The sequence below is a fragment of the Actinomycetospora endophytica genome (assembly GCF_021026375.1).
GTDB classification, from domain to species: domain Bacteria; phylum Actinomycetota; class Actinomycetes; order Mycobacteriales; family Pseudonocardiaceae; genus Actinomycetospora; species Actinomycetospora endophytica.
The window spans coordinates 909,503-927,657 of sequence record NZ_JAJNDB010000002.1 but is presented as its reverse complement, the minus strand read 5'-3'; the positions used below and the strand labels follow the sequence as shown (position 1 = coordinate 927,657).

The window sequence follows — 18,155 nt, the reverse complement described above, 5'->3', positions numbered from 1 at the left end:
GGGTCCTGGGTCCTGGGTCCTGGGTCCTGGGTCCTGGGTCCTGGGTCCTGGGTCCTGGGTCCTGGGTCCTGGGTCCTGGGTCCTGGGTCCTGGGTCCTGGGTCCTGGGTCCTGGGTCCTGGGTCCTGGGTCCTGACGATGCCGCCGGTCCCGGGCGACCGCTACGTCACCTTCCAGTGGTTCGACCTCTACACCTACAACTTCGCCTACGTGGGGGTGCTCAGCACCGGCCGCGGCGGTGGCCGGTTCCTCTTCGCCGGACCGGGGTGGGACGGCGAGGTGCCGGACGACGTCGACGGGGTGTTCCGCTCCGAGACCGAGTTCGTCGGCTGCCTCGGCCGGACCGGGCTCGACGGTCCCGACGACCTCCCGAACGTCGTGGTCCTCCAGCAGCAGTACGGGCTGAGCCCGCTGCACGAGCTCGCCGGGACGCCGGCGCCGCCGGCCGCCCCGGCCGTCGACTGGCCGGCGTGGGACGAGGAGCGCGCCGCGGACCGCGACTTCGTCGACTACCTGAACTTCCTGCTGCGGTTCTGCGCGCCGGTCCCCGCCGAGCGCGACGTCCTCGCGCGGTTCGCCCGGGCCGGTATCGCACCCGGTGTGTCGTTCGACCCGACCGCGCTGACCGACGAGCAGGTCGCGGCGATCGATGCGGGCGTCACCGGCGGGCACCGGCGCCTCGAGGAGTCGATCGACGCCACCCACAGCTCGATCGGCCTGTTCGGGAGCCGCGCGACCCTCGGGGAGAACTACCTGCGGCGGGCGACCGCCGCCGCGATGGGGATCTACGGGAACGACGTGGAGGAGGCCATCTACCTCGGCTGGCATGCCGACGAGGACGGGAAGCCGCTCTCCGGGAACGAGACCTACGTCGTCCCGTTCCCGGCGGACGGCCTCCCGCCCGTGCGGCTGTTCTGGTCGATCACCATGTACGCGCTGCCCGGTCGGCTCCTGGTCGCGAACCCGATCGCTACTCGATCGGCGACCGCACCCCCGGCCTGACGTACTCCGACGACGGCGGGCTCGTCCTCACCGTCGCGCACGAGCGCCCGGACGACCCCGACGCGAACTGGCTGCCGTCCCCCGCCGGACCGTTCAACGTCGTCCTCCGCCTCTACGGGCCCGAGCCCACGGTCGCGGACGGCACCTGGACGCCGCCGCCGATGACACGTCTCCGCCCCGGAGACGGGGATGGGTGAGGCGATCGGCGCGGTCCTCCCGCTCGCCGTCGGGGTGTCGTTGAGCCCGATCCCGATCGTCGCGGTGGTCCTGATGCTGGCGACCCCGCGCGGCCGGCCGAACGGGATCGCGTTCGTCGTCGGGTGGATCGTCGGCCTCGCCGCGGTGGGCACGATCGTCCTGCTCGTCTCGGGTGGCGCGGGGGCGGGCGGCAGCGGTGGGCCTCCGGTCTGGGTCGGCGTCGTGAAGCTGGTGCTCGGGGTCGGGCTGCTCGGGCTGACCGTCGTCGAGTGGCGGCGTCGGCCGCGCGGCGAGGACGCGGCGCTGCCCGCCTGGATGAGCACCCTCGACACCGTCACGCCGATCCGGTCCGCGGGACTCGGGGCGGGACTCGCCGCGGTGAACCCGAAGAACCTGCTCATCACCGTCGGCGCCGCGTCCGCCGTCGCGCAGTCGGGCACGAGCGTGGGTGGGGAGGCGGTGGCGTTCGCCGTGTTCGTGGTGCTGGCGACGGTCGGGCCCGCGTTCCCGCTGGTCGTCGCGGTCGTCCTCGGGGACCGGTCACGGTCGCTGCTGGATGGGCTGCGGGGCTGGCTGGCGGCGCACAACACCGCGATCATGTGCGTCCTGCTCGCCGTCATCGGGCTCAAGCTCATCGGCGACGGCATCACGGTGCTGGCGTGACGGCGGGTGCGCCGCGCCCGGGCAATGGATCTTGCCGAGAGCGGCGCCTCGAGGCGTGATCCACTTCCGCGCGGCAGAACGCGTCAGATCTGATGCGTTCTGCCGCACGCGTCGTGATCAAGGGCCCGCGCCCGGAGCATGATCACGATTTCGGGAGCGACACGCGCACGCTGAGCTGCGACACGCTCACGACGTCCGGATCTACGAGCCCGAGAGGCCCGGACGGTCGACCCGGCTGGTCGGTGCCGCGCTCGGCACGATCATCTGCCTAGCGACGGCGAGGCGGACCCGGCCCCGCCCACGACGGCTCATCCGGAACGGATGAGGCCGGCATCGGACGGATCGTCCACCGTGATCCGGAGGACCGCCCGCCCGCGGCGGCCACCGTCGAGCGCGGAGGGATGGCCCCGGGTGGAGACGTCGTCGGACCGTTCCGGCCCCGCGCCGGAGGCTCCCGGACGCGAGGCTCCGGAACCGCCCGAGCCCGCCGCGGCCGAGCCCACGGCGACCCCGCCTCCGCTCCGGCCTCGCGTGACCGTCGGCGAGGCGGCGCTGGTCACCGCGACCGTCCTCGGCGTCGGCGTGCTGGCAGCGGCTGCCTGGACCGCACGTGGCGCACTCGTGCTCGTGTTCGTCGGGTTCTTCCTCGCCACCGGGATCGAGCCGGCGGTGCGCTACCTCGGCCGCCACCGGGTCCGCCGGGGCCTCGCCGTCGTCCTGGTGGTGCTGGCCGTCCTGGTCGTGATCACGGCGGTCGTCGCGATCATCGTCGTGCCCGCCGCCCACCAGGTCGGGGTCCTGGCCCAGGAGATCCCGGACCTGATGAACCGGCTCGGGGACCGCCTCGGCGGGTCGGGCAGCTCGCTCGGTGCCGCGCTGCAGGACCCGGCGCAGCACCAGCAGGTCCAGGAGCAGGCCAGTGGCCTGGGCAAGGCGGTGGCCGGTGCCGTGGGCGCGGTGTTCGCCGTCCTCGGGACGGTGCTCGGCGGGGTCTTCGCCGCGGTGACGGTGCTGGCGCTGATGGTGTACTTCGCGCTGGCGATGCCGCGCATCCGCGCCGGGCTGGACAGGGCGCTCGTCCGGGAGGACCGCACCCGCGCCGCCGACGCGGCGCTCGGGCGGATCGGCGGCTACGTGTCGGGGCAGTTGCTGGTCTCGCTGATCGCCGGGCTGGCCTCGCTGGTGTTCTTCCTGATCGCCGGGCTGCCCTACCCGGCGCTGCTCGCCCTCGTCGTCGCGATCCTCGACGCCGTGCCCCAGATCGGCGCCACCCTCGCGTCGCTGGCCGGCATCGGCGTCGCGCTCTCCGTCAGCGTCGGTCTGGCGATCGCGACCCTGATCTTCTTCTGCGTCTACCAGGCCTTCGAGAACTACCTGATCGCACCGCGGGTGTTCGCCCGCACCGTCGAGCTGAGCCCGGCCGCGGCCTTCGTCGCGCTGCTCGTCGGTGCGGCGCTCGGGGGCCTCCTCGGGGCGATCACGGCGCTGCCACTGACGGCGGCGGGCAAGGTCGTCATCCGCCAGGTCCTCGACGAGCGGCGCGCGGCCCGCGGCGTCAAGCACCGCCCACCCGACCACGACACCGCGCGCGAAACCGCCACCCTCGGGGAGCCAGCATGACCAGCACACCGCAGTCCCGGACCAGCTCCGACCCCGGAAACGGGTGGTGGACGTCGCGATGGGTGCTCGGCGTCATCCTCGCCGTCATCGCGGTCGTGTTCATCCTCGAGAACCGCCAGCCGGTCGAGATCCGCCTCCTGATCCCGGTCGTGACGATGCCGCTGTGGGCGGCGCTGACCGCCATGGTGGTGATCGGGCTGCTGATCGGCTTCCTGCTCCGCCGCCGCTGACCTCGCGCCGACAGCACCACCGCACTCGACCGCCGGGACCAGCACCCGGGGGGACAATGGTCCCTTCTGGTGTGGGAAACGGTGTGCGGAATCCCGTGACGCGCTACAACCGGAACATCGGACTCCCCCGACCCCGGAGGCCGACAGGGAGACGTCGACAACACGGCGTGTCACCAGGAGGCCGGGATGCGTCGGGCGAAGATCGTGGTTCCGCCACGCCCACCGCAGTTCGTCGACCGGGCGGGCCTGCGCGCCGCGCTGGACGACCAGAGCGAGCCACGGGAGCGCGGGCGCGTGGTCCTCGTCAGCGCCCCGGCCGGTCACGGCAAGACCGCCGCGGTCGCCGACTGGGTGCACGCCGACCCCGACACCCCGACCGCGTGGGTGGCGCTGGACGCGGGCGACCGCGACGAGCCCGCCTGGTGGGCGACGCTGCTGGCGGCGCTGACCGCCGCCCTGCGCCCCGACGACCCGCTGCTCGCCCTCGTCCCGGCGTGGACGAGCGGCGACGACCCGGAACGCGCCGCCTTCCTCGCCGCCGCGCTGGACGCCCTCGACTCCCTGCCCCGCCGCGTCCGACTGGTCCTCGACGACGTCCACGAGATCGTCGACCACCCGGCGCTCGCCGGACTGCGCGAGCTGCTGCGTCACCCGCTGCCCCAGCTGACCGTCGTCCTGTGCTGCCGCTACGACCCGCCGATCGGCCTCGACCGGCTCCGGCTCGACGACCGGCTCGGCCAGCTGCGCGTCGACGAGCTCACCTTCACCGAGCACGACGCCGCGCACCTCTTCGCCGGTGAGGGGCTCGACCTGACCGCGGAACAGACCGCCACCCTCGTCGCGCGCACCCAGGGCTGGGTCGCGGCGCTGCGCCTGGCCGCCCTCTCGCTGCGCGAGGCCGACGATCCCGCCGCGTTCGTCCGGGACTTCGCCGGCGACGACCGGTCGGTGGCCGACTACCTCGTCGGGGAGGTCCTCGCGCGGCTCGGCGAGGACGAGCACGCGGTCCTCGTCGCCGCCGCGGTGTCCTCGCCGCTGCACGTCGACCTCGCCGCCACCCTCGCCGACGTCCCGGACGCGGCCGACGTCCTCGACCGGCTCGAGTCCCGGACGGCGATGGTCACCGCCACCGACCGACACCGCGAGTCCTACCGGCTCCACGAGCTGCTGCGCTCCCACGTGCTCGCCCGCCTGCGCCGCAACCGCCCGGCGCACCTCGGCGACCTCTACCGCCGTGCCGCGACCTGGCACGAGAGCCGCGGCGAGCACGTCGACGCGCTGCGCTGCGCGGCGCTCGCCGGGGACATCGACACCACCGGAGTGCTGCTGCGGGCGCGAGCGGTGGAGCTCATCGGCCGCGGCGAGTTCGCCGCCCTGGCGCAGTCCGAACAGATGCTCGGCCACGCGGGCGGGGACCCGCGGGCGCGCCTCGTCCTCGGGCTGGCGGCCCTCGAGAGCGGGGACCCCGACCACGCCGAGGAGCTCATCGACGCCGCCGAGGCGGAGCTCACCGGCCACGAGAGTGACAACGTCGCGGTCTTCCGACGGATCGTCGCGACCCGGGTCGCCATCGCGCGCGGCCGGATCGGGCACGCCGTCGTCACCGCCCGCACCATCCGGCCCGACGCCGTCGAGGGCGTGCCCCTGCGTGCTCTCGCCCTCACGACCCGGGCCGACGGGCTGGTCACCACCGACCCCGAGCAGGCCACCCGGGACAGCGCCGGGGCCCTCGCGCTGGCCGATCGCCACGGCTGGCCCTACCTCGCGGTGCAGGCCCGGAGCACGCTCGCCCTCGCCGGGATGTACGGCGGCGACCGCGACGCCATCACCGCGCACGCGCGGTCGGCCGTCGCGCAGGCCGTGCGTCACGGCTGGCCGACGACCGCGGCCGCGCGGCGCGCGCACGTCGTCCTCGCGTCCGCCGAGCTGCTGCGGGGCAGTCCCGGGGCGGCCCGCGCCCACCTCGAGCAGGCCGACGGTCCCGGCCCGACCGGACCCCACGTCGCCGCGGCCCTCGGGACGCTGCGGGGCGCGGTCGAGCACGACACCGGCGACCGGCTGGCCGGCTGGCAGCGGATGCGCCACACCCGGATCGCGGGCAGCGAGGGGGACCTGGCCGCACCGATGCTCGCCGTCGCGGGCTTCCTCGAGCAGTGCGCCGCCCTCGGTCTGGGCCGCCTCCGCGAGGCCTCCGAGGTCACCCGGGCCCTGGACCCCGCGCTCGACGGGTCCGTCGAGGGCGCCGTCCTGCGCGCGCGGCTGCTCTGGGCCACCGGCGGCGATCCCGCCGCGCGCAAGCACCTCACCGGGGTGTTCGAGCGGCGCCACCGGCTCCTGACCTCGCTCGGCGTCGTCGAGGCGCTCCTGCTCGACGCCGAGATCGCCGCCCGGCTCGACGAGCACGCCCGGACGCGCGAGCGGCTCCACCGGGCGCTCGAGCTCGCCGCCCGCTACGAGCTCCTGCGCCCGCTGCTCGCCCTCCCCGAGACCCTCCGCGACCACCTCGCCGCCCACCGCGGGGCCTTCGGCGGCCTCGACCCGCTCGTCGACCGGGTCCTCGCGCACACCCCCTCCCACCCCGACCTGGGCGCGCTGACCGAGCGCGAACGCGCCGTGCTGGAGCTGCTGCCCACCATGCGCTCCTCGACCGAGATCGCCGACGACCTCGCCGTCTCGGTCAACACCGTCAAGACCCACCAGCGGGCGATCTACCACAAGCTCGGCGCCGGGAGCAGGCGCGACGCCGTGGCCCGCGCCCGCCGGGGAGGCCTGCTCGACCCGTCCTGACGCGTGACGGTGTGCACGTTCGGGCGTCCCGGTGCGGCGTCCGCGCGTCCGAACGAGCACGGTGGCTCGGGAGCCACCCCCGCCGACGTCAGGAGCAGCCGTGAGCCACGAGTCCCCCGATCCCCGCCCGGAGCCCGTGGCGCCCGCCGCGCTCGTCCGGACCGACGGGTCGGTCACGGACCGAACGTGGGACGGCCACCTGGTCCCGGAGGGCTACTCCGACATGATCGACGGGGTCCGCGAACTGCTCGACCGCATCGCGGCCGCGGTCCCGGGCGCCGACCTCGTCGCGAGCACCACCAAGGCGGTGGCCGAGCTGAACGACCGGTTCGCCGAGCACGCGGTCGCCGAGCCCGACCAGCTCTCCGGGCGCCTCATCACGGTGCCCGGCCGGGCGCAGCTCGCGGTGCCGGCGGTGCACATCGACGAGATCGGCGAGGACGGCATGAGCGGCCACGTGTGGTTCGGCCGGCACTTCCTCGGCAGCAACGGCGTCGTCCACGGCGGGGCGATCCCGATGCTGTTCGACGACCTGCTGGGCCGCTTCGCCATCGTCGGCGGCGGGGCCCGGTCGCGGACGGCGTTCCTGCACGTCGACTACCGCTCCGTGGCGCCGATCGAGACGACGCTGCGCGTCACGGCCCACGTCGAGCGGGTGGAGGGCCGCAAGCATTTCCTGCGGGGCGAGTTGCTCGACGGCGACCGGCTGTGCGCGGAGGCCTCGGCGCTCTTCCTGACTCTCAAAGACGGGCAGCAGTGACGGTGGCCATCCGCAACCGGCCGGAGGTCGTCCCGGTCGGGTTCCTGCTCAGCGCCGTCGGCGGCTACCTGGACGCGTACACGTTCGTCGGGCACGGCGGGGTGTTCGCGAACGCGCAGACCGGCAACGTGGTGCTCCTCGCGGTCGGGGCGGTCCACGGGCAGTTCGCCGAGTCGCTGCGCCACCTCCCGCCGCTGGTGTCGTTCCTGATCGGGCTCGCCGCGGCCGAGTCGCTGGCACGGCCCTGGGCGCGAACCGCGCTGCGGCGGCCGACGCGGGTGGTGCTCGGCGCGGAGGCGCTGGTGCTCGCGGTGTGCGCGACCGGGACGTTGCCCTCGGAGGTCGTCACGGTCGCCGTCGCGTTCGTCGCGGCGCTGCAGGTCTCGACGTTCAAGAAGGTCGGCGACGTCCCCTACAACGCGACCGTGACCACCGGGAACCTGCGCAGCTTCGTCGCCGAGTTCGCGGGCTGGTGGAGCGAACGCAGTCCCGGGGCCGGGCGGCGGACGGCGGTGCTCGGCGGGATCGTCGTCTCGTTCGCCTCGGGCGCCGCGGTCGGCACCGGCCTGACGCTGCTGTGGGGTGACGGCGCCGCCGCGGGGGCGGCGGGCGCCGTCGTCGTCGTGCTGATCGCGATCGCGCTCGAGACCCGTCGTCGGGAACGGGACTCCGGCACCAGCGAGGAGGACGACGGCGCCCGGTGAGACCCGCCGGGTCAGGCCGGGACGCGGTCGAGGAACCCGAGCACGCTCGTGACCCGGTCCTGCGCGTCGATCGTCACGACGTCGAACCCCGCGACCGGGGCCGGCCCGTCGGCCGGGCCGAGCTCCCAGCGGAACCGGGCCTGGCGGTGGTGGCCGTCGACGTCGCCGAGCAGCCGGAACGAGAACCCCGGGAACTGCTCCTGCACCCCGCCGATCAGCGCGGTGATCGCCTCGGTGCCGGCCACGTCGGCCAGCGGGTCGACGTAGCTGCCGTCGGCCGCCCACAGCGCCGCCACCCGGTGCTGCCGGGCCGCCGGGTCGGTCTCGTTCCACGCCGCGATGTAGCGCTGCGCGAGGTCGGTGTAGTCGCTCATCTCGTCCTCCTGGTGATCGGTGACGAGAACGACGATGGGCCGCGGCGGGTAGCCGGGTCGATGACCTCCGAGGTCATGGATTCCGGCGGCGCCCGCTCCTAGCGTCGGGCCCATGACCACCACCGCGGCGTCGCCCGGCGAGCTGCTGCGCGGCTGGCGGACCCGGCGCCGGCGCAGCCAGATGGACCTCGCACTCGACGTCGGGGTCTCGACCCGGCACCTGAGCTTCGTCGAGACCGGCCGCTCGCGGGCCAGCCGGGAACTGCTGCTCGACCTGGCCGACCACCTCGAGGTGCCGCTGCGCGAGCGGAACACGCTGCTGCTCGCCGCCGGGTTCGCGCCGACCTACCGCGAGTCGACGCTGGACTCCGCCGGCCTCGACGCCGTCCGCGGGGTGCTCGGGCACCTGCTCTCCGGGCACGAGCCGTTCCCTGCGCTGGTCCTCGACCGCACCGGCGACGTCGTCATGACCAACCGCGCCGTCGCGCCGCTGCTCGCCGGGCTCGATCCGGCCTGGACCACGCCCCCGGTGAACGTCTACCGGCTGTCGCTGCACCCCGACGGGCTCGCGCCGCGGATCCGCAACCTCGAGCAGTGGTCGGGGCATCTGCTGCACCGGCTCGAGCGGCTCACCGACCTCACCGGTGACGCGCGGTTGGCGTCGCTGCTCGCCGAGGTCCGCGGCTACGCCCCGCCGGGCGCGCCGCCGCGGCGCTCCGAGCACGTCGTGCTCCCGCTGCACCTGGACCATCCCGACGGCGAGCTGAACCTCTACTCGACGATCACCCACTTCGGCGCGGCGTGGGACGTGACGCTCGACGAGCTGTCGATCGAGACGTTCGTGCCGGCCGACGCCGCCACCCGCGAGCGGCTGACACGAGCTGTCAGCTAGGGCTCGACGACGACCTTGCCCAGCACGGTGCGGTCCTCCAGCGCGGCGACCGCCTCGCCCGCCCGCTCGAGCGGGTAGGTGGCGCTGATCGGCGGGTCGAGCGCGCCCGACTCGAGCAGCGGCACGATCCGGTCCCACTCCCGGCGCTGCGAGCCCGGCCGCGGGATCGCGTAGGCGCCCCAGCCGACGCCGCGGACGTCGACGTTGCCCAGCAGCAACCGGTTGACCTTCACGCTCGGGATGTCGCCCGCGGTGAAGCCGAGGACCAGCAGCCGCCCGAGCGGGGCCAGGCAGCGCACCGAGTCGGTGAAGCGGTCCCCGCCGACCGGGTCGACGACCATGTCGACGCCGACCCCGCCGGTCAGCTCCTTGACCGCGTCCTTGAAGCCGTCGACGAGGACCGCCTCGTGCGAGCCCACCGAGCGGACGAACTCGGCCTTCTCGGGCGTCGAGACCACCGAGATCACCCGGGCGCCGAGGGCGGCGGCGAGCTGGATCGTCGCGGTGCCGACGCCGCCCGCCGCGCCCTGCACCAGCACGGTCTCGCCCGACTCGAGACGCCCGCGCAGGCCGAGCGCGAACGACATCGTCAGGTAGTTCATCGGCAGGCACGCGCCCGCCGCGAACGACACCGCGTCGGGCAGCGGGAAGACGTTGTCCGGGGGCACCGAGACCGCCTCGGCGAACGCCCCGACCGTGCTCGTCGCCGCGACCCGGTCGCCGGGGAGGAAACCGGTGTCCGGGTCGGCGCGGCGCACCGTGCCCGCGAGCTCCCCGCCGAGGACGAACGGGCGCTCCGGCTTGTACTGGTAGCGGTCGTGGGTCAGGAGCAGGTCCGGGAAGTTGACGCCGGCGGCCGCGACGTCGATGAGGACCTCGCCGTCGGCCGCTGCGGGCTCGGGCACCTCGGCGGTCTCGAGGGCGGCCGGGCCGTCGGTGGTCACCACTCGTACTGCGCGCACGTGCGCCTCCGTTGTCGGGTCGTGGTCAGGGACGGGTGAACGGGTAGCGCGGGTTCGCGACGGCGAGCCGCGCGAGCGTCCCGGACCGTACGGCGGCGCGCACCTCGGGCCGGTCGGGGTCCAGGGCGCCGCCGCGCAGGGCGGCGGCCAGCGCCGCGTCGTCGTCACACCCGAGGGCGGCGAGGGCTCGGGTGTGCCGGGCATCGGGGCCGGCGGCCAGCTCGCGGCGCACCGTGCCGAGCGCGGTCCGGGCCACCCGGGCGAGGTAGCGGGAGCGGTCGTCGCCGGGGACGAGCTCGTCGGTGAGGAAGCCGGTGACCGCCTCGAGGAGCTCGTCGACGGTGGGGCGTTCGGCGGCGGGGTCCGGTGTTTCCGCCGGCGTCGGCGTCGCGAAGCCCTCGAGGTCCTCGTCGTCGACCCATCCCAGCGCGAGCAGCGCGTCGTACTCCGCCTCCACCGCCCGGCGCCCGAGCACCGCCATCTCCATCGACTGCTCCGACCCGCCCAGATGGCGCTGGGCCTGCATCCGGCAGATGACCGCCCAGTGAACGCAGCCGAAGATCTCCCACCAGCGCACGACGTCGGGATCCGGGGCCTCACCCGCCACCTCGGCGTAGCCCGCCAGCAGGTCCTCCCGGGTCCCGAACCCCCCGACGACGGGGGCGGCGCCGAAGCGCCACGCCCGGACGCACACCCAGCCGAGGTCCTCGAGCGGGTCGCCGAGGTGGGCCAGCTCCCAGTCGAGGACCGCGGTGAGGCCGTCGGGGGCGATGAGCAGGTTGCCGTGGCGGAAGTCGCCGTGGACGAGCGCGCGGCCGCGCGGTTCGGGCCGGTGCGCCGCCAGCCACCGCAGCACCGCCTCCACCGCCGGGCGGGCCTCGCCGTAGCCGTCGTGCTCCTCCTGCAGCGCGACGAGCGGGTCGGAGACCGTGGCGAGCGACGGCACCTCGGCCGGGTCGACCGCGTGGATGCGGGCGAGGACGCGGCCCAGCTCGCGGGCGAGGCCCGCCCGGGCCGGCGCCCAGCGCTCGTCGCGCAGGATCCGCGGCGGCAGGCTCTCCCCCGCGACCCATCCGACGACGAGGTACGGCGTCCCGATCCCGTCGCTCCCGTCGCCCGTCGCGACGAGCTCGGGCACCGGCACCCCGGCCCGTGCGGCGGCGCGCAGGCACTCGGCCTCCCGGACCATCTCGACGGGACGCGGGACGCCGGGCGGGTCGCGGCGCAGCACCAGCTCGCGGCCGCCCGCCGTGAATCCCCACGTCTCCCGGCTCGCGCCCGCCGAGAGCCGGCGCAGGTCGGTGACCGGACCGGCGCCGAGCACTTCCGCGAGATCGTCGGCCAAGGTCATCGCCGGTACCCCACGGCGTCGAGGGCGATCGCCCGGTAGCGGGCCACGATCTCGTCGGCCTCCAGTGCGCCGCCGGGGCGGTACCAGGTGGCGATGCTGGTGCAGGCCGCGGTGACGAACCGGGCCGCGTCGTCGGGATGCTCCGTGGTGAAGGCGCCCCGGCGCACGCCGTCACGCACCACGCGGTCGAACAGCCGCTGCTGCGCGTCACGCTTCGCCACGATCAGCGCGCGGCCGGGGGCCTCGAGCGCCCGCAGTTCACTGTTGCCGATCAGGCTCTCCCGCTGGGACTCCATGTGGACGCGGACGTGGGCCGCGACGATCGCGCCGAGCCGGTCGGCCGGGTCGTCGCCGGCGAGGTCGAGCGCGTCCTCGGTGGCCCGCACGAGCACGTCGAGCCCGCGGTCGCACATGGTCACCAGCAGGCCCTGCTTGGAGTCGAAGTGGTGGTAGAGGATCGCCGGGCTGGTGCCGGCCGCCGAGGCGATGTCGCGCACCGACGCACCGTGGTAACCGTTCGCCCCCATCACCTGGACGGCGGCGGCGAGCAGCGCGGTCGCGGTCGGCTCGTCGTCGGGCCGGGCGAGGACCGTGGACGCCGGCCGGCCCCGTCGTGGCGGGGCAGCACTCTCGGCACGGGCCATGCTGCACAGCCTCGCCCACGTCGAACGCTCGTTCAAGACCCTCTTGACTTCCCGAACTGCGCGCTTCTAGCGTCGTTGAACACTCGTTCGACGCGGAGGGAGGCGCCCCGGCATGGCAGGTCCCTACGCGGGGCTGCGGGTCTTCGACCTCAGCCACGTGATCGCCGGGCCGTTCTGCACGCGGATGCTCGCCGACCTGGGCGCCGACGTCGTGCGCGTCGAGCAGCCCACCGGCGACCTGATGCGCGCGCTGCCGGTGCCGGTGGGCGACCCGGCCGACCACGTCTCGAGCGCCTACGCCCAGTACAACGGCGGCAAGCGCTCCCTCGGGCTCGACCTCAAGGACCCCCGGGGGCTCGAGCTCGCGCTGCGCCTGGCCGACTGGGCGGACGTCGTCGTCGAGAACTTCGCGCCCGGGGTGCTCGCCCGGCTCGGCCTCGGGTGGGACGTGCTGCACGCCCGGGACGCGACGACGGTGCTGTGCTCGCTGTCGACGTTCGGCACCGAGGGCCCCTACGCGCACCTGTCCGGCTTCGGACTGGTCGCCGAGGCGTACTCGGGGCTGATGTCGCTGACCGGCGAGGACGGCGGGCCGCCGATGCACTTCGGCACCGCGCTGGCCGACGTGAACTCCGCGGTCCACGCGCTGGCCGCGATCGGCGCCGCGCTGCACCACCGGAGCTCGACCGGCGAGGGCACCCACATCGACATCTCGGCGTTCGACTCGCTGTTCGCGATGATCGACCAGCAGCCCGCCGCGGGCGCGTTCACCGACGGCGCGGCGGTGGGCGGCAAGTACGGGAACCGCCACACGACGAGCGTCCCGTCCGGCGTCGCGACGTGCGCCGACGGCACGCACCTCGCCTACGGCATGAGTGGCGACGTGTTCTTCGCCCGGCTCGTGACCGCGATGGACGCCCCCGACCTGGCCGAGCGCTACACGACGGTCCGCGAGCGGGTCGCCGACCCCGGCCCGCTCTACGACCGCATCGAGTCCTGGGCCGCGACCTGGCCGACCGCCGACACCCTCGTAGACCACCTCGTCGCGCACGGGCTCTCCGCCGCCCGCGTGCGTGGCGTCCGCGAGAACCTCGCCGACCCGCACCTCGTCGCCCGCGGCACGCTGAGCCCGGTCGAGTACCCGGGCCACGGCGAGGTCCTGCTGCCCACCGCCCCGTTCCGGTTCTCCGGCGCCGAGGTGCGACCGGGCCGGCCGGCGGGTCCGATCGCCGGCGACACCGCCGAGGTCCTCACCGAGGTGCTCGGCCTCGACGACGCGGCGGTGGCGGCCCTGCACGACGACGGCGTCGTCCACGGCGCCGGCCTCAGCGACCAACCTGGAGGAACGCGGTGACGGTCACGCTGGAACGCTCGGACGACGGGCAGGTCGCGACGCTGCGCTTCGCGAGCGGGCACCCGCTCAACGTCCTGGACTCCCCGACGCTGGACGACCTGCTCGCCCGGGTCCGGGAGCTCGCGGCGGACCGGACGATCCGGGTCCTGCTGATCACCGGGTCGGAGAGCGTCTTCTCCGGCGGCGCCGACCTGCGCGACCTGGGTGGGCTCGACGACGACGCCTACCGCCACTACATCGCGACCGAGTACCGGCTGTTCGCCGAGGTCGAGGCGCTGCCGCTGATCACCGTCGCCGTGATCGCCGGCCCGTGCGTGGGCAACGGCGCCGAGCTCGCGCTGGCCTGCGACTTCCGGATCTGCGCCACCGACACCCGGATCGGGCTGCCGGAGATGCGCGTCGGGTTCGTCTCCCCCGCCCAGCGGCTCGCCACCTACGTCGGCATCGGCAAGGCGAAGGAGCTGCTCTACGGCGGGCGGCTGCTGCCGGCCGCGGAGGCGCTCGAGCTGGGCCTGGTCACCACCGTCACCGACGACCTCCCGGGCGAGACCGAACGGGCCGCGCGCCGCTGGGCCGGCTGCGCGCCGACGGCGCTCGCGATCACCAAGGCCGGGCTGCACCGCTGCTACGGGATCGACGCCGACCCGCCCGGCCGGACCTTCGACGCCCAGGAGCAGGCCGCCGCGTTCGCCACGTTCCGCGGTCCCGACTTCGCCGAAGGGTCCGCCGCCGCGCTGGAGGGCCGGCGGCCGGTGTTCACCGCGCCGCGCACCGACATCCTCGGAGGGACACGCGCATGATCGTCGACATCCTGGCCGGTGCCGTCCCGGACGCCGAGGCCTTCGCGCTGTCCGAGGCGGTCACCCAGGGCCGGCTGCGCGGGTACGCCGAGCACTTCGGCGGGGAGCTCGCGCCGGCCCGCACCCACGCCGAGGTCAGCGAGCGGTGGGCCGAGGCGCGCGAGTCCGCCCGCGAGCGGGCCCCGTCCGAGGACGAGTTCCTGACGATGCTCGACGAGGGCGGGATCGACCTGGCCGGGGTCTACACCGAGTCGTTCGGGTCGCGGCTCGGCGTGCCGACCGCCGGCAACGAGGTGGTGTGGGACTTCGTGGCGAAGCACCCCGACCGCGTCGTCGGGTTCGCCGGCATCGACCCGTGGGAGCTCGACGCGGCGCGGCAGGTCGACGAGGCCGTCGCGCACGGGCTCTCCGGGGTGGTGCTGTCGCCGTTCAAGCAGCAGCTGCTGCCCGAGGACCCGCGCATGGCCCGGGTGTACGGGCGCTGCGAGGCTCTCGGCGTACCGGTTCTGCTGCACACCGGGATCAACTGGTCGCTCGACGCCGCCTACGACGTCGGGCACCCGCGCCACATCGACGCCGTCGCCCGCGCCTTCCCCGACCTCACGATCGTCGCGCTGCACGCCGCGTGGCCCTGGGTCGAGGACATGATGATGGTCGCCTGGCGCCACGAGCACGTCTACGTCGACCTCTCCGCCCACCGCCCGCGCACGTTCGCCCGCCCGAACTCGGGCTGGGAGCCGCTGCTGCGCTTCGGCAACCGGCAGCTCGCCGACCGGGTGCTGTTCGCCTCCACGTGGACCCTGCTCGGCATCCCGCCGGCCCAGCTCGTCGGCGAGGTCCGTGACCTGCCGCTCGACGAAGCCGTCGCCGAGAAATGGCTCGGCGGCAACGCGGCCCGACTGCTCGGGAGGGCGTGATGCTGGTCCACGACATCGTCCGCCACCACGCCCGCGCGCGCGGCGGGTCGACCGCCCTCGTCGTCTCCGACGAGCGGTACAGCTACCGCGCGCTGTGGTCGCTGGTCGAGACGACGGCGGGCGCGCTGGCCGCCCGCGGCATCGGGCCCGGCGACCGGGTCGCGGTGCTGGCGAAGAACAGCCTCGAGTACGTCCAGCTCTACTTCGCGACCGCCTCGCTCGGCGCGATCCTCGTCCCGCTGAACTTCTGGCACCGCGGCCCCGAGCACGCCTACACGATCGGCGACGCCGAGCCCGCGCTCTGGTTCGTCGAGGCCGGCTACGACGACGTCGCGGCGGAGGCCCGCGCCGCGTACCCCGACCTGCCGGTGCTGCGGATCCCCGGCCCGGAGGGCGACCGCGCCGACTGGGACACGTTCGTGGCTTCCGCCGTCGAGGTGCCGTCGGTGTCTGTGAGCGACGACGACACGCACATGATCCTCTACACCTCGGGCACCACCGGTCGACCCAAGGGCGCGATGCTCTCGCACAGGCGCACCGTCGACGACGCCCTCGCGATGGCGACGGTGATGGGCGCGAACGACCGCGACGTGTTCATGAACTACTTCCCGCCGTTCCACGTCGGGAACTGGGACCACATGAAGCCGTTCCTGCTGGTCGGGGGCACGGTGATCCTGCTGCGCGAGTTCGACCCGGGCGTCGTCCTCGACCTGCTGCCGCGCCACCGGGTCTCGGTGGTCCTCGGCGTCCCGACGATGCTGCACGCGCTGATCACCCACGAGCGGTTCGCGGCCACCGACACGTCGTCGATCCGGCTGCTGTACTACGGCGCCTACGACCCGAGCGGGATCATGGACCGCACCGCGGACGCGCTCGGCGCCCGCGAGGGCAAGGTCCGCTTCGCGCACACCTACGGCCTGACCGAGGGCGGCCCGTTCGTCACCTGGTGCCCGCCCGACGACGTCTTCGCGCGGTGGGGCTCGATCGGACGGCCGATGCCCGGCGTCGACGTCGCGCTGCTCGACGACGACGGGTCCGAGGTCGCCTCCGGGGAGCCCGGCGAGATCTGCGTGCGCGGGCCGCGGATGACCGGCTACTGGCGCAACCCTGAGGCGTCCGCGGTCGCGCTGGCCGGTGGCTGGCTGCACACCGGCGACGTCGCGGTGGCCGACCCGGACGGCTTCCTCACCATCGTCGACCGCAAGAAGGACATGATCCGCTCCGGCGGCCAGAACGTGTGGTCGAAGGAGGTCGAGGACTGCCTCGCCCACCACCCCGGGGTCGCCGACGCCGCGGTGATCGGGCTGCCCGACCCGGTCTACGAGGAGCGGGTGGTGGCCGTGGTGGTGCCGACCGGGGAGGGTTCGCCGGCGTTGGCGGAGGAGCTCACCGCATACGTGCGCACCCACCTGGCCGGGTACAACACGCCGCGCCAGGTGCACTTCCTGGACGAGTTCCCGCGCACTGCGGTAGGCAAGATCCAGAAGCACGTGCTGCGGGAGAGGTTCGGCGCATGACCACCGACATCGACGGGTTCCTGGGCGCGCTCGACGCGTTCGTCGCGGACGAGATCGACCCGCTCCAGGCGGCCGACGACAACGAGCGGTTCTTCGACCACCGCCGCGAGTGGGCGCGCACCGACTTCGAGGGTGGCGGGCTGCCGCGGCCGGAGTGGGAGGCGCTGCTCGGTGAGGCCCGCCGTCGGGCGGACGCCGCGGGCTTCTACCGGTACTCGCTGCCCGAGGAGCTCGGCGGCCAGCACGGTTCCGACGCCGCGATGGCCGCGATCCGCGAGCACCTGGCCCACCGCGGGCTCGGGCTGCACAACGACCTGCAGACCGAGCACAGCGTCGTCGGGAACCTGGTCTTCGCGCACCTGCTGAACCTGTTCGGGACCCCCGAGCAGCGCGAGGAGCTGGTCGAGCCGGTGATCACCGGGGAGCGCGGGCTGGCGTTCGGGCTCACCGAGCCCGACCACGGCAGCGACGCGACCTGGATGGCGACGACCGCAAGGCGCGAGGGTTCCGACTGGGTGATCACCGGGGCGAAGCGGTGGAGCACGGGGGTGCACCACGCCAGCCACGAGATGATCTTCGCGCGGACCTCCGGGGAGCCGGGGAACGCCCGCGGCATCACAGCGTTCCTCGTCCCCACCGACGCGCCCGGGTTCGAGGTGCCGTTCTACTGGTGGACGCTGAACATGCCCACCGACCACGGCGAGGTCGTGCTGCGCGACGTGCGGGTCCCGTCGTCGGCGGTGTTCGGCGGCGAGGGCGAGGCGCTGGCGGTCGCGCAGACGTTCGTGCACCAGAACCGCATCCGGCAGGCGGCGTCGAGCCTCGGCGCGGCGCAGTACTGCATCGACCGGGCGGTGGCCTACGCGACCGAGCGGCACACGTTCGGCCGTCCGCTCGCGAGCCGGCAGGCGATCCAGTGGCCGCTGGTCGAGCTGCACACCGAGGCGGCGATGCTGCGCGCGCTGATCCGCGAGACGGCGGCCGCGCTGGATGTGTGCCACGCGGAGGGGCGGCCCGAGGTGTCGATCGGCCACCAGGTCTCGATGTGCAATTACCGGGCCAACCGGCTGGTGTGCGACGCGTCCGACCGGGCGATGCAGGTGTTCGGTGGGCTCGGCTACTCGCGCCACGAACCGTTCGAGCACATCTACCGGCATCACCGCCGCTACCGGATCACCGAGGGGGCCGAGGAGGTCCAGATGCGCCGCGTGGCGGGGCAGCTCTTCTCGTTCCTGTAGGACTCGCCGGCGCCGGTGATCAGGGAGTCGCTACACGTCGAGCGGATCTTCGTTTGGCCCTGTGAGGGCTCCCTGATCAAGGTTGGGCCCAGGGCGGAGAACAGGGAGCACCACTCCCTTCCCACTTCAACGTATAGCGGGCC

16 protein-coding genes and 1 pseudogene are annotated in these 18,155 nt (G+C 74.4%); 13 read left to right on the top strand and 4 right to left on the bottom strand.

What is annotated here, in order from left to right; translation table 11 throughout:
* Positions 1-137 precede the first annotated feature (137 nt).
* The 7 genes and pseudogenes from LQ327_RS15355 to LQ327_RS15325 all read left to right on the top strand — a co-directional run bounded on the left by LQ327_RS15355 (position 138) and on the right by LQ327_RS15325 (position 7,963).
* Positions 138-1,198: pseudogene (locus LQ327_RS15355) on the top strand (DUF1254 domain-containing protein).
* Positions 1,191-1,862 carry a GAP family protein gene (locus LQ327_RS15350; RefSeq protein WP_230734999.1) on the top strand — a complete coding sequence of 224 codons (672 nt, stop codon included), beginning with the start codon at positions 1,191-1,193 and terminating at the stop codon, positions 1,860-1,862. The pseudogene LQ327_RS15355 and the gene LQ327_RS15350 overlap by 8 nt, the downstream one beginning before the upstream one ends.
* Positions 1,863-2,393: 531 nt before the next feature.
* Positions 2,394-3,482 (top strand): AI-2E family transporter, encoded by a 1,089-nt coding sequence (locus tag LQ327_RS15345; protein WP_230734997.1) that lies wholly within the window; start codon positions 2,394-2,396, stop codon positions 3,480-3,482.
* Positions 3,479-3,712, top strand: a complete 234-nt coding sequence (locus LQ327_RS15340; RefSeq protein WP_230734995.1) for a LapA family protein — start codon at positions 3,479-3,481, stop codon at positions 3,710-3,712. The genes LQ327_RS15345 and LQ327_RS15340 overlap by 4 nt, the downstream gene beginning before the upstream one ends.
* Before the next feature lie 186 nt (positions 3,713-3,898).
* A complete protein-coding gene (locus LQ327_RS15335) occupies positions 3,899-6,499 on the top strand; it encodes a winged helix-turn-helix domain-containing protein (protein ID WP_230734993.1) in 2,601 nt (866 codons plus the stop codon).
* Positions 6,500-6,599: 100 nt separating this feature from the next.
* Positions 6,600-7,259 (top strand): PaaI family thioesterase, encoded by a 660-nt coding sequence (locus LQ327_RS34785; RefSeq protein WP_230734991.1) that lies wholly within the window; start codon positions 6,600-6,602, stop codon positions 7,257-7,259.
* Between the two features lie 2 nt (positions 7,260-7,261).
* On the top strand, positions 7,262-7,963 hold the full coding sequence (locus LQ327_RS15325) for a YoaK family protein (RefSeq protein WP_230734989.1): 702 nt from the start codon (positions 7,262-7,264) through the stop codon (positions 7,961-7,963).
* Between the two features lie 11 nt (positions 7,964-7,974).
* Here LQ327_RS15325 and LQ327_RS15320 read toward each other — a convergent pair whose 3' ends face one another.
* Entirely contained in the window at positions 7,975-8,337 is a 363-nt protein-coding gene (locus LQ327_RS15320; RefSeq protein ID WP_230734987.1) for a nuclear transport factor 2 family protein, read from the bottom strand.
* 112 nt (positions 8,338-8,449) lie between these two features.
* Here LQ327_RS15320 and LQ327_RS15315 point away from each other — a divergent pair, with 112 nt between their 5' ends.
* On the top strand, positions 8,450-9,229 hold the full coding sequence (locus tag LQ327_RS15315; protein WP_230734986.1) for a helix-turn-helix transcriptional regulator: 780 nt from the start codon (positions 8,450-8,452) through the stop codon (positions 9,227-9,229).
* On the opposite strand, the gene LQ327_RS15310 is transcribed toward LQ327_RS15315, so the two are convergent.
* The 3 genes from LQ327_RS15310 to LQ327_RS15300 are packed head-to-tail and all read right to left on the bottom strand — an operon-like array spanning position 9,226 to position 12,186.
* Positions 9,226-10,191 carry an NADPH:quinone oxidoreductase family protein gene (locus LQ327_RS15310; protein ID WP_230734984.1) on the bottom strand — a complete coding sequence of 322 codons (966 nt, stop codon included), beginning with the start codon at positions 10,189-10,191 and terminating at the stop codon, positions 9,226-9,228. The genes LQ327_RS15315 and LQ327_RS15310 overlap by 4 nt on opposite strands.
* 25 nt (positions 10,192-10,216) lie before the next feature.
* On the bottom strand, positions 10,217-11,542 hold the full coding sequence (locus LQ327_RS15305; RefSeq protein ID WP_230734982.1) for a phosphotransferase family protein: 1,326 nt from the start codon (positions 11,540-11,542) through the stop codon (positions 10,217-10,219).
* The gene (locus LQ327_RS15300) at positions 11,539-12,186 is read right to left on the bottom strand and encodes a TetR-type transcription factor C-terminal domain-containing protein (protein ID WP_230734980.1); all 648 of its coding nucleotides are present in this window, start codon (positions 12,184-12,186) and stop codon (positions 11,539-11,541) included. Before LQ327_RS15300 ends, LQ327_RS15305 begins: the two co-directional genes overlap by 4 nt.
* 112 nt (positions 12,187-12,298) lie before the next feature.
* Between LQ327_RS15300 and LQ327_RS15295 the strand changes: the two genes are divergently transcribed.
* From LQ327_RS15295 to LQ327_RS15275, 5 genes are read left to right on the top strand one after another with little or no spacing between them, the layout of a single operon-like run.
* Positions 12,299-13,540 carry a CaiB/BaiF CoA transferase family protein gene (locus LQ327_RS15295; protein ID WP_230734978.1) on the top strand — a complete coding sequence of 414 codons (1,242 nt, stop codon included), beginning with the start codon at positions 12,299-12,301 and terminating at the stop codon, positions 13,538-13,540.
* The gene (locus LQ327_RS15290) at positions 13,537-14,340 is read left to right on the top strand and encodes an enoyl-CoA hydratase/isomerase family protein (RefSeq protein ID WP_230734976.1); all 804 of its coding nucleotides are present in this window, start codon (positions 13,537-13,539) and stop codon (positions 14,338-14,340) included. Before LQ327_RS15295 ends, LQ327_RS15290 begins: the two co-directional genes overlap by 4 nt.
* On the top strand, positions 14,337-15,257 hold the full coding sequence (locus tag LQ327_RS15285; RefSeq protein WP_230734975.1) for an amidohydrolase family protein: 921 nt from the start codon (positions 14,337-14,339) through the stop codon (positions 15,255-15,257). The genes LQ327_RS15290 and LQ327_RS15285 overlap by 4 nt, the downstream gene beginning before the upstream one ends.
* The gene (locus tag LQ327_RS15280) at positions 15,257-16,774 is read left to right on the top strand and encodes a class I adenylate-forming enzyme family protein (RefSeq protein WP_230734973.1); all 1,518 of its coding nucleotides are present in this window, start codon (positions 15,257-15,259) and stop codon (positions 16,772-16,774) included. The genes LQ327_RS15285 and LQ327_RS15280 overlap by 1 nt, the downstream gene beginning before the upstream one ends.
* Positions 16,771-18,012, top strand: a complete 1,242-nt coding sequence (locus LQ327_RS15275; protein WP_230734971.1) for an acyl-CoA dehydrogenase family protein — start codon at positions 16,771-16,773, stop codon at positions 18,010-18,012. Before LQ327_RS15280 ends, LQ327_RS15275 begins: the two co-directional genes overlap by 4 nt.
* Positions 18,013-18,155 lie beyond the last annotated feature (143 nt).

Excerpts from the sequence above, each read along its gene's own strand:
- LQ327_RS15340 (WP_230734995.1), top strand. The coding sequence starts at position 3,479 with ATGACCAGCACACCGCAGTCCCGGACCAGCTCCGACCCCGGAAACGGG.
- LQ327_RS15335 (WP_230734993.1), top strand. The coding sequence starts at position 3,899 with ATGCGTCGGGCGAAGATCGTGGTTCCGCCACGCCCACCGCAGTTCGTC.
- LQ327_RS15300 (WP_230734980.1), bottom strand. The coding sequence starts at position 12,186 with ATGGCCCGTGCCGAGAGTGCTGCCCCGCCACGACGGGGCCGGCCGGCG.
- LQ327_RS15315 (WP_230734986.1), top strand. The coding sequence starts at position 8,450 with ATGACCACCACCGCGGCGTCGCCCGGCGAGCTGCTGCGCGGCTGGCGG.
- LQ327_RS15295 (WP_230734978.1), top strand. The coding sequence starts at position 12,299 with ATGGCAGGTCCCTACGCGGGGCTGCGGGTCTTCGACCTCAGCCACGTG.
- LQ327_RS15305 (WP_230734982.1), bottom strand. The coding sequence starts at position 11,542 with ATGACCTTGGCCGACGATCTCGCGGAAGTGCTCGGCGCCGGTCCGGTC.
- LQ327_RS15350 (WP_230734999.1), top strand. The coding sequence starts at position 1,191 with ATGGGTGAGGCGATCGGCGCGGTCCTCCCGCTCGCCGTCGGGGTGTCG.
- LQ327_RS15280 (WP_230734973.1), top strand. The coding sequence starts at position 15,257 with ATGCTGGTCCACGACATCGTCCGCCACCACGCCCGCGCGCGCGGCGGG.
- LQ327_RS15320 (WP_230734987.1), bottom strand. The coding sequence starts at position 8,337 with ATGAGCGACTACACCGACCTCGCGCAGCGCTACATCGCGGCGTGGAAC.
- LQ327_RS15285 (WP_230734975.1), top strand. The coding sequence starts at position 14,337 with ATGATCGTCGACATCCTGGCCGGTGCCGTCCCGGACGCCGAGGCCTTC.
- LQ327_RS15275 (WP_230734971.1), top strand. The coding sequence starts at position 16,771 with ATGACCACCGACATCGACGGGTTCCTGGGCGCGCTCGACGCGTTCGTC.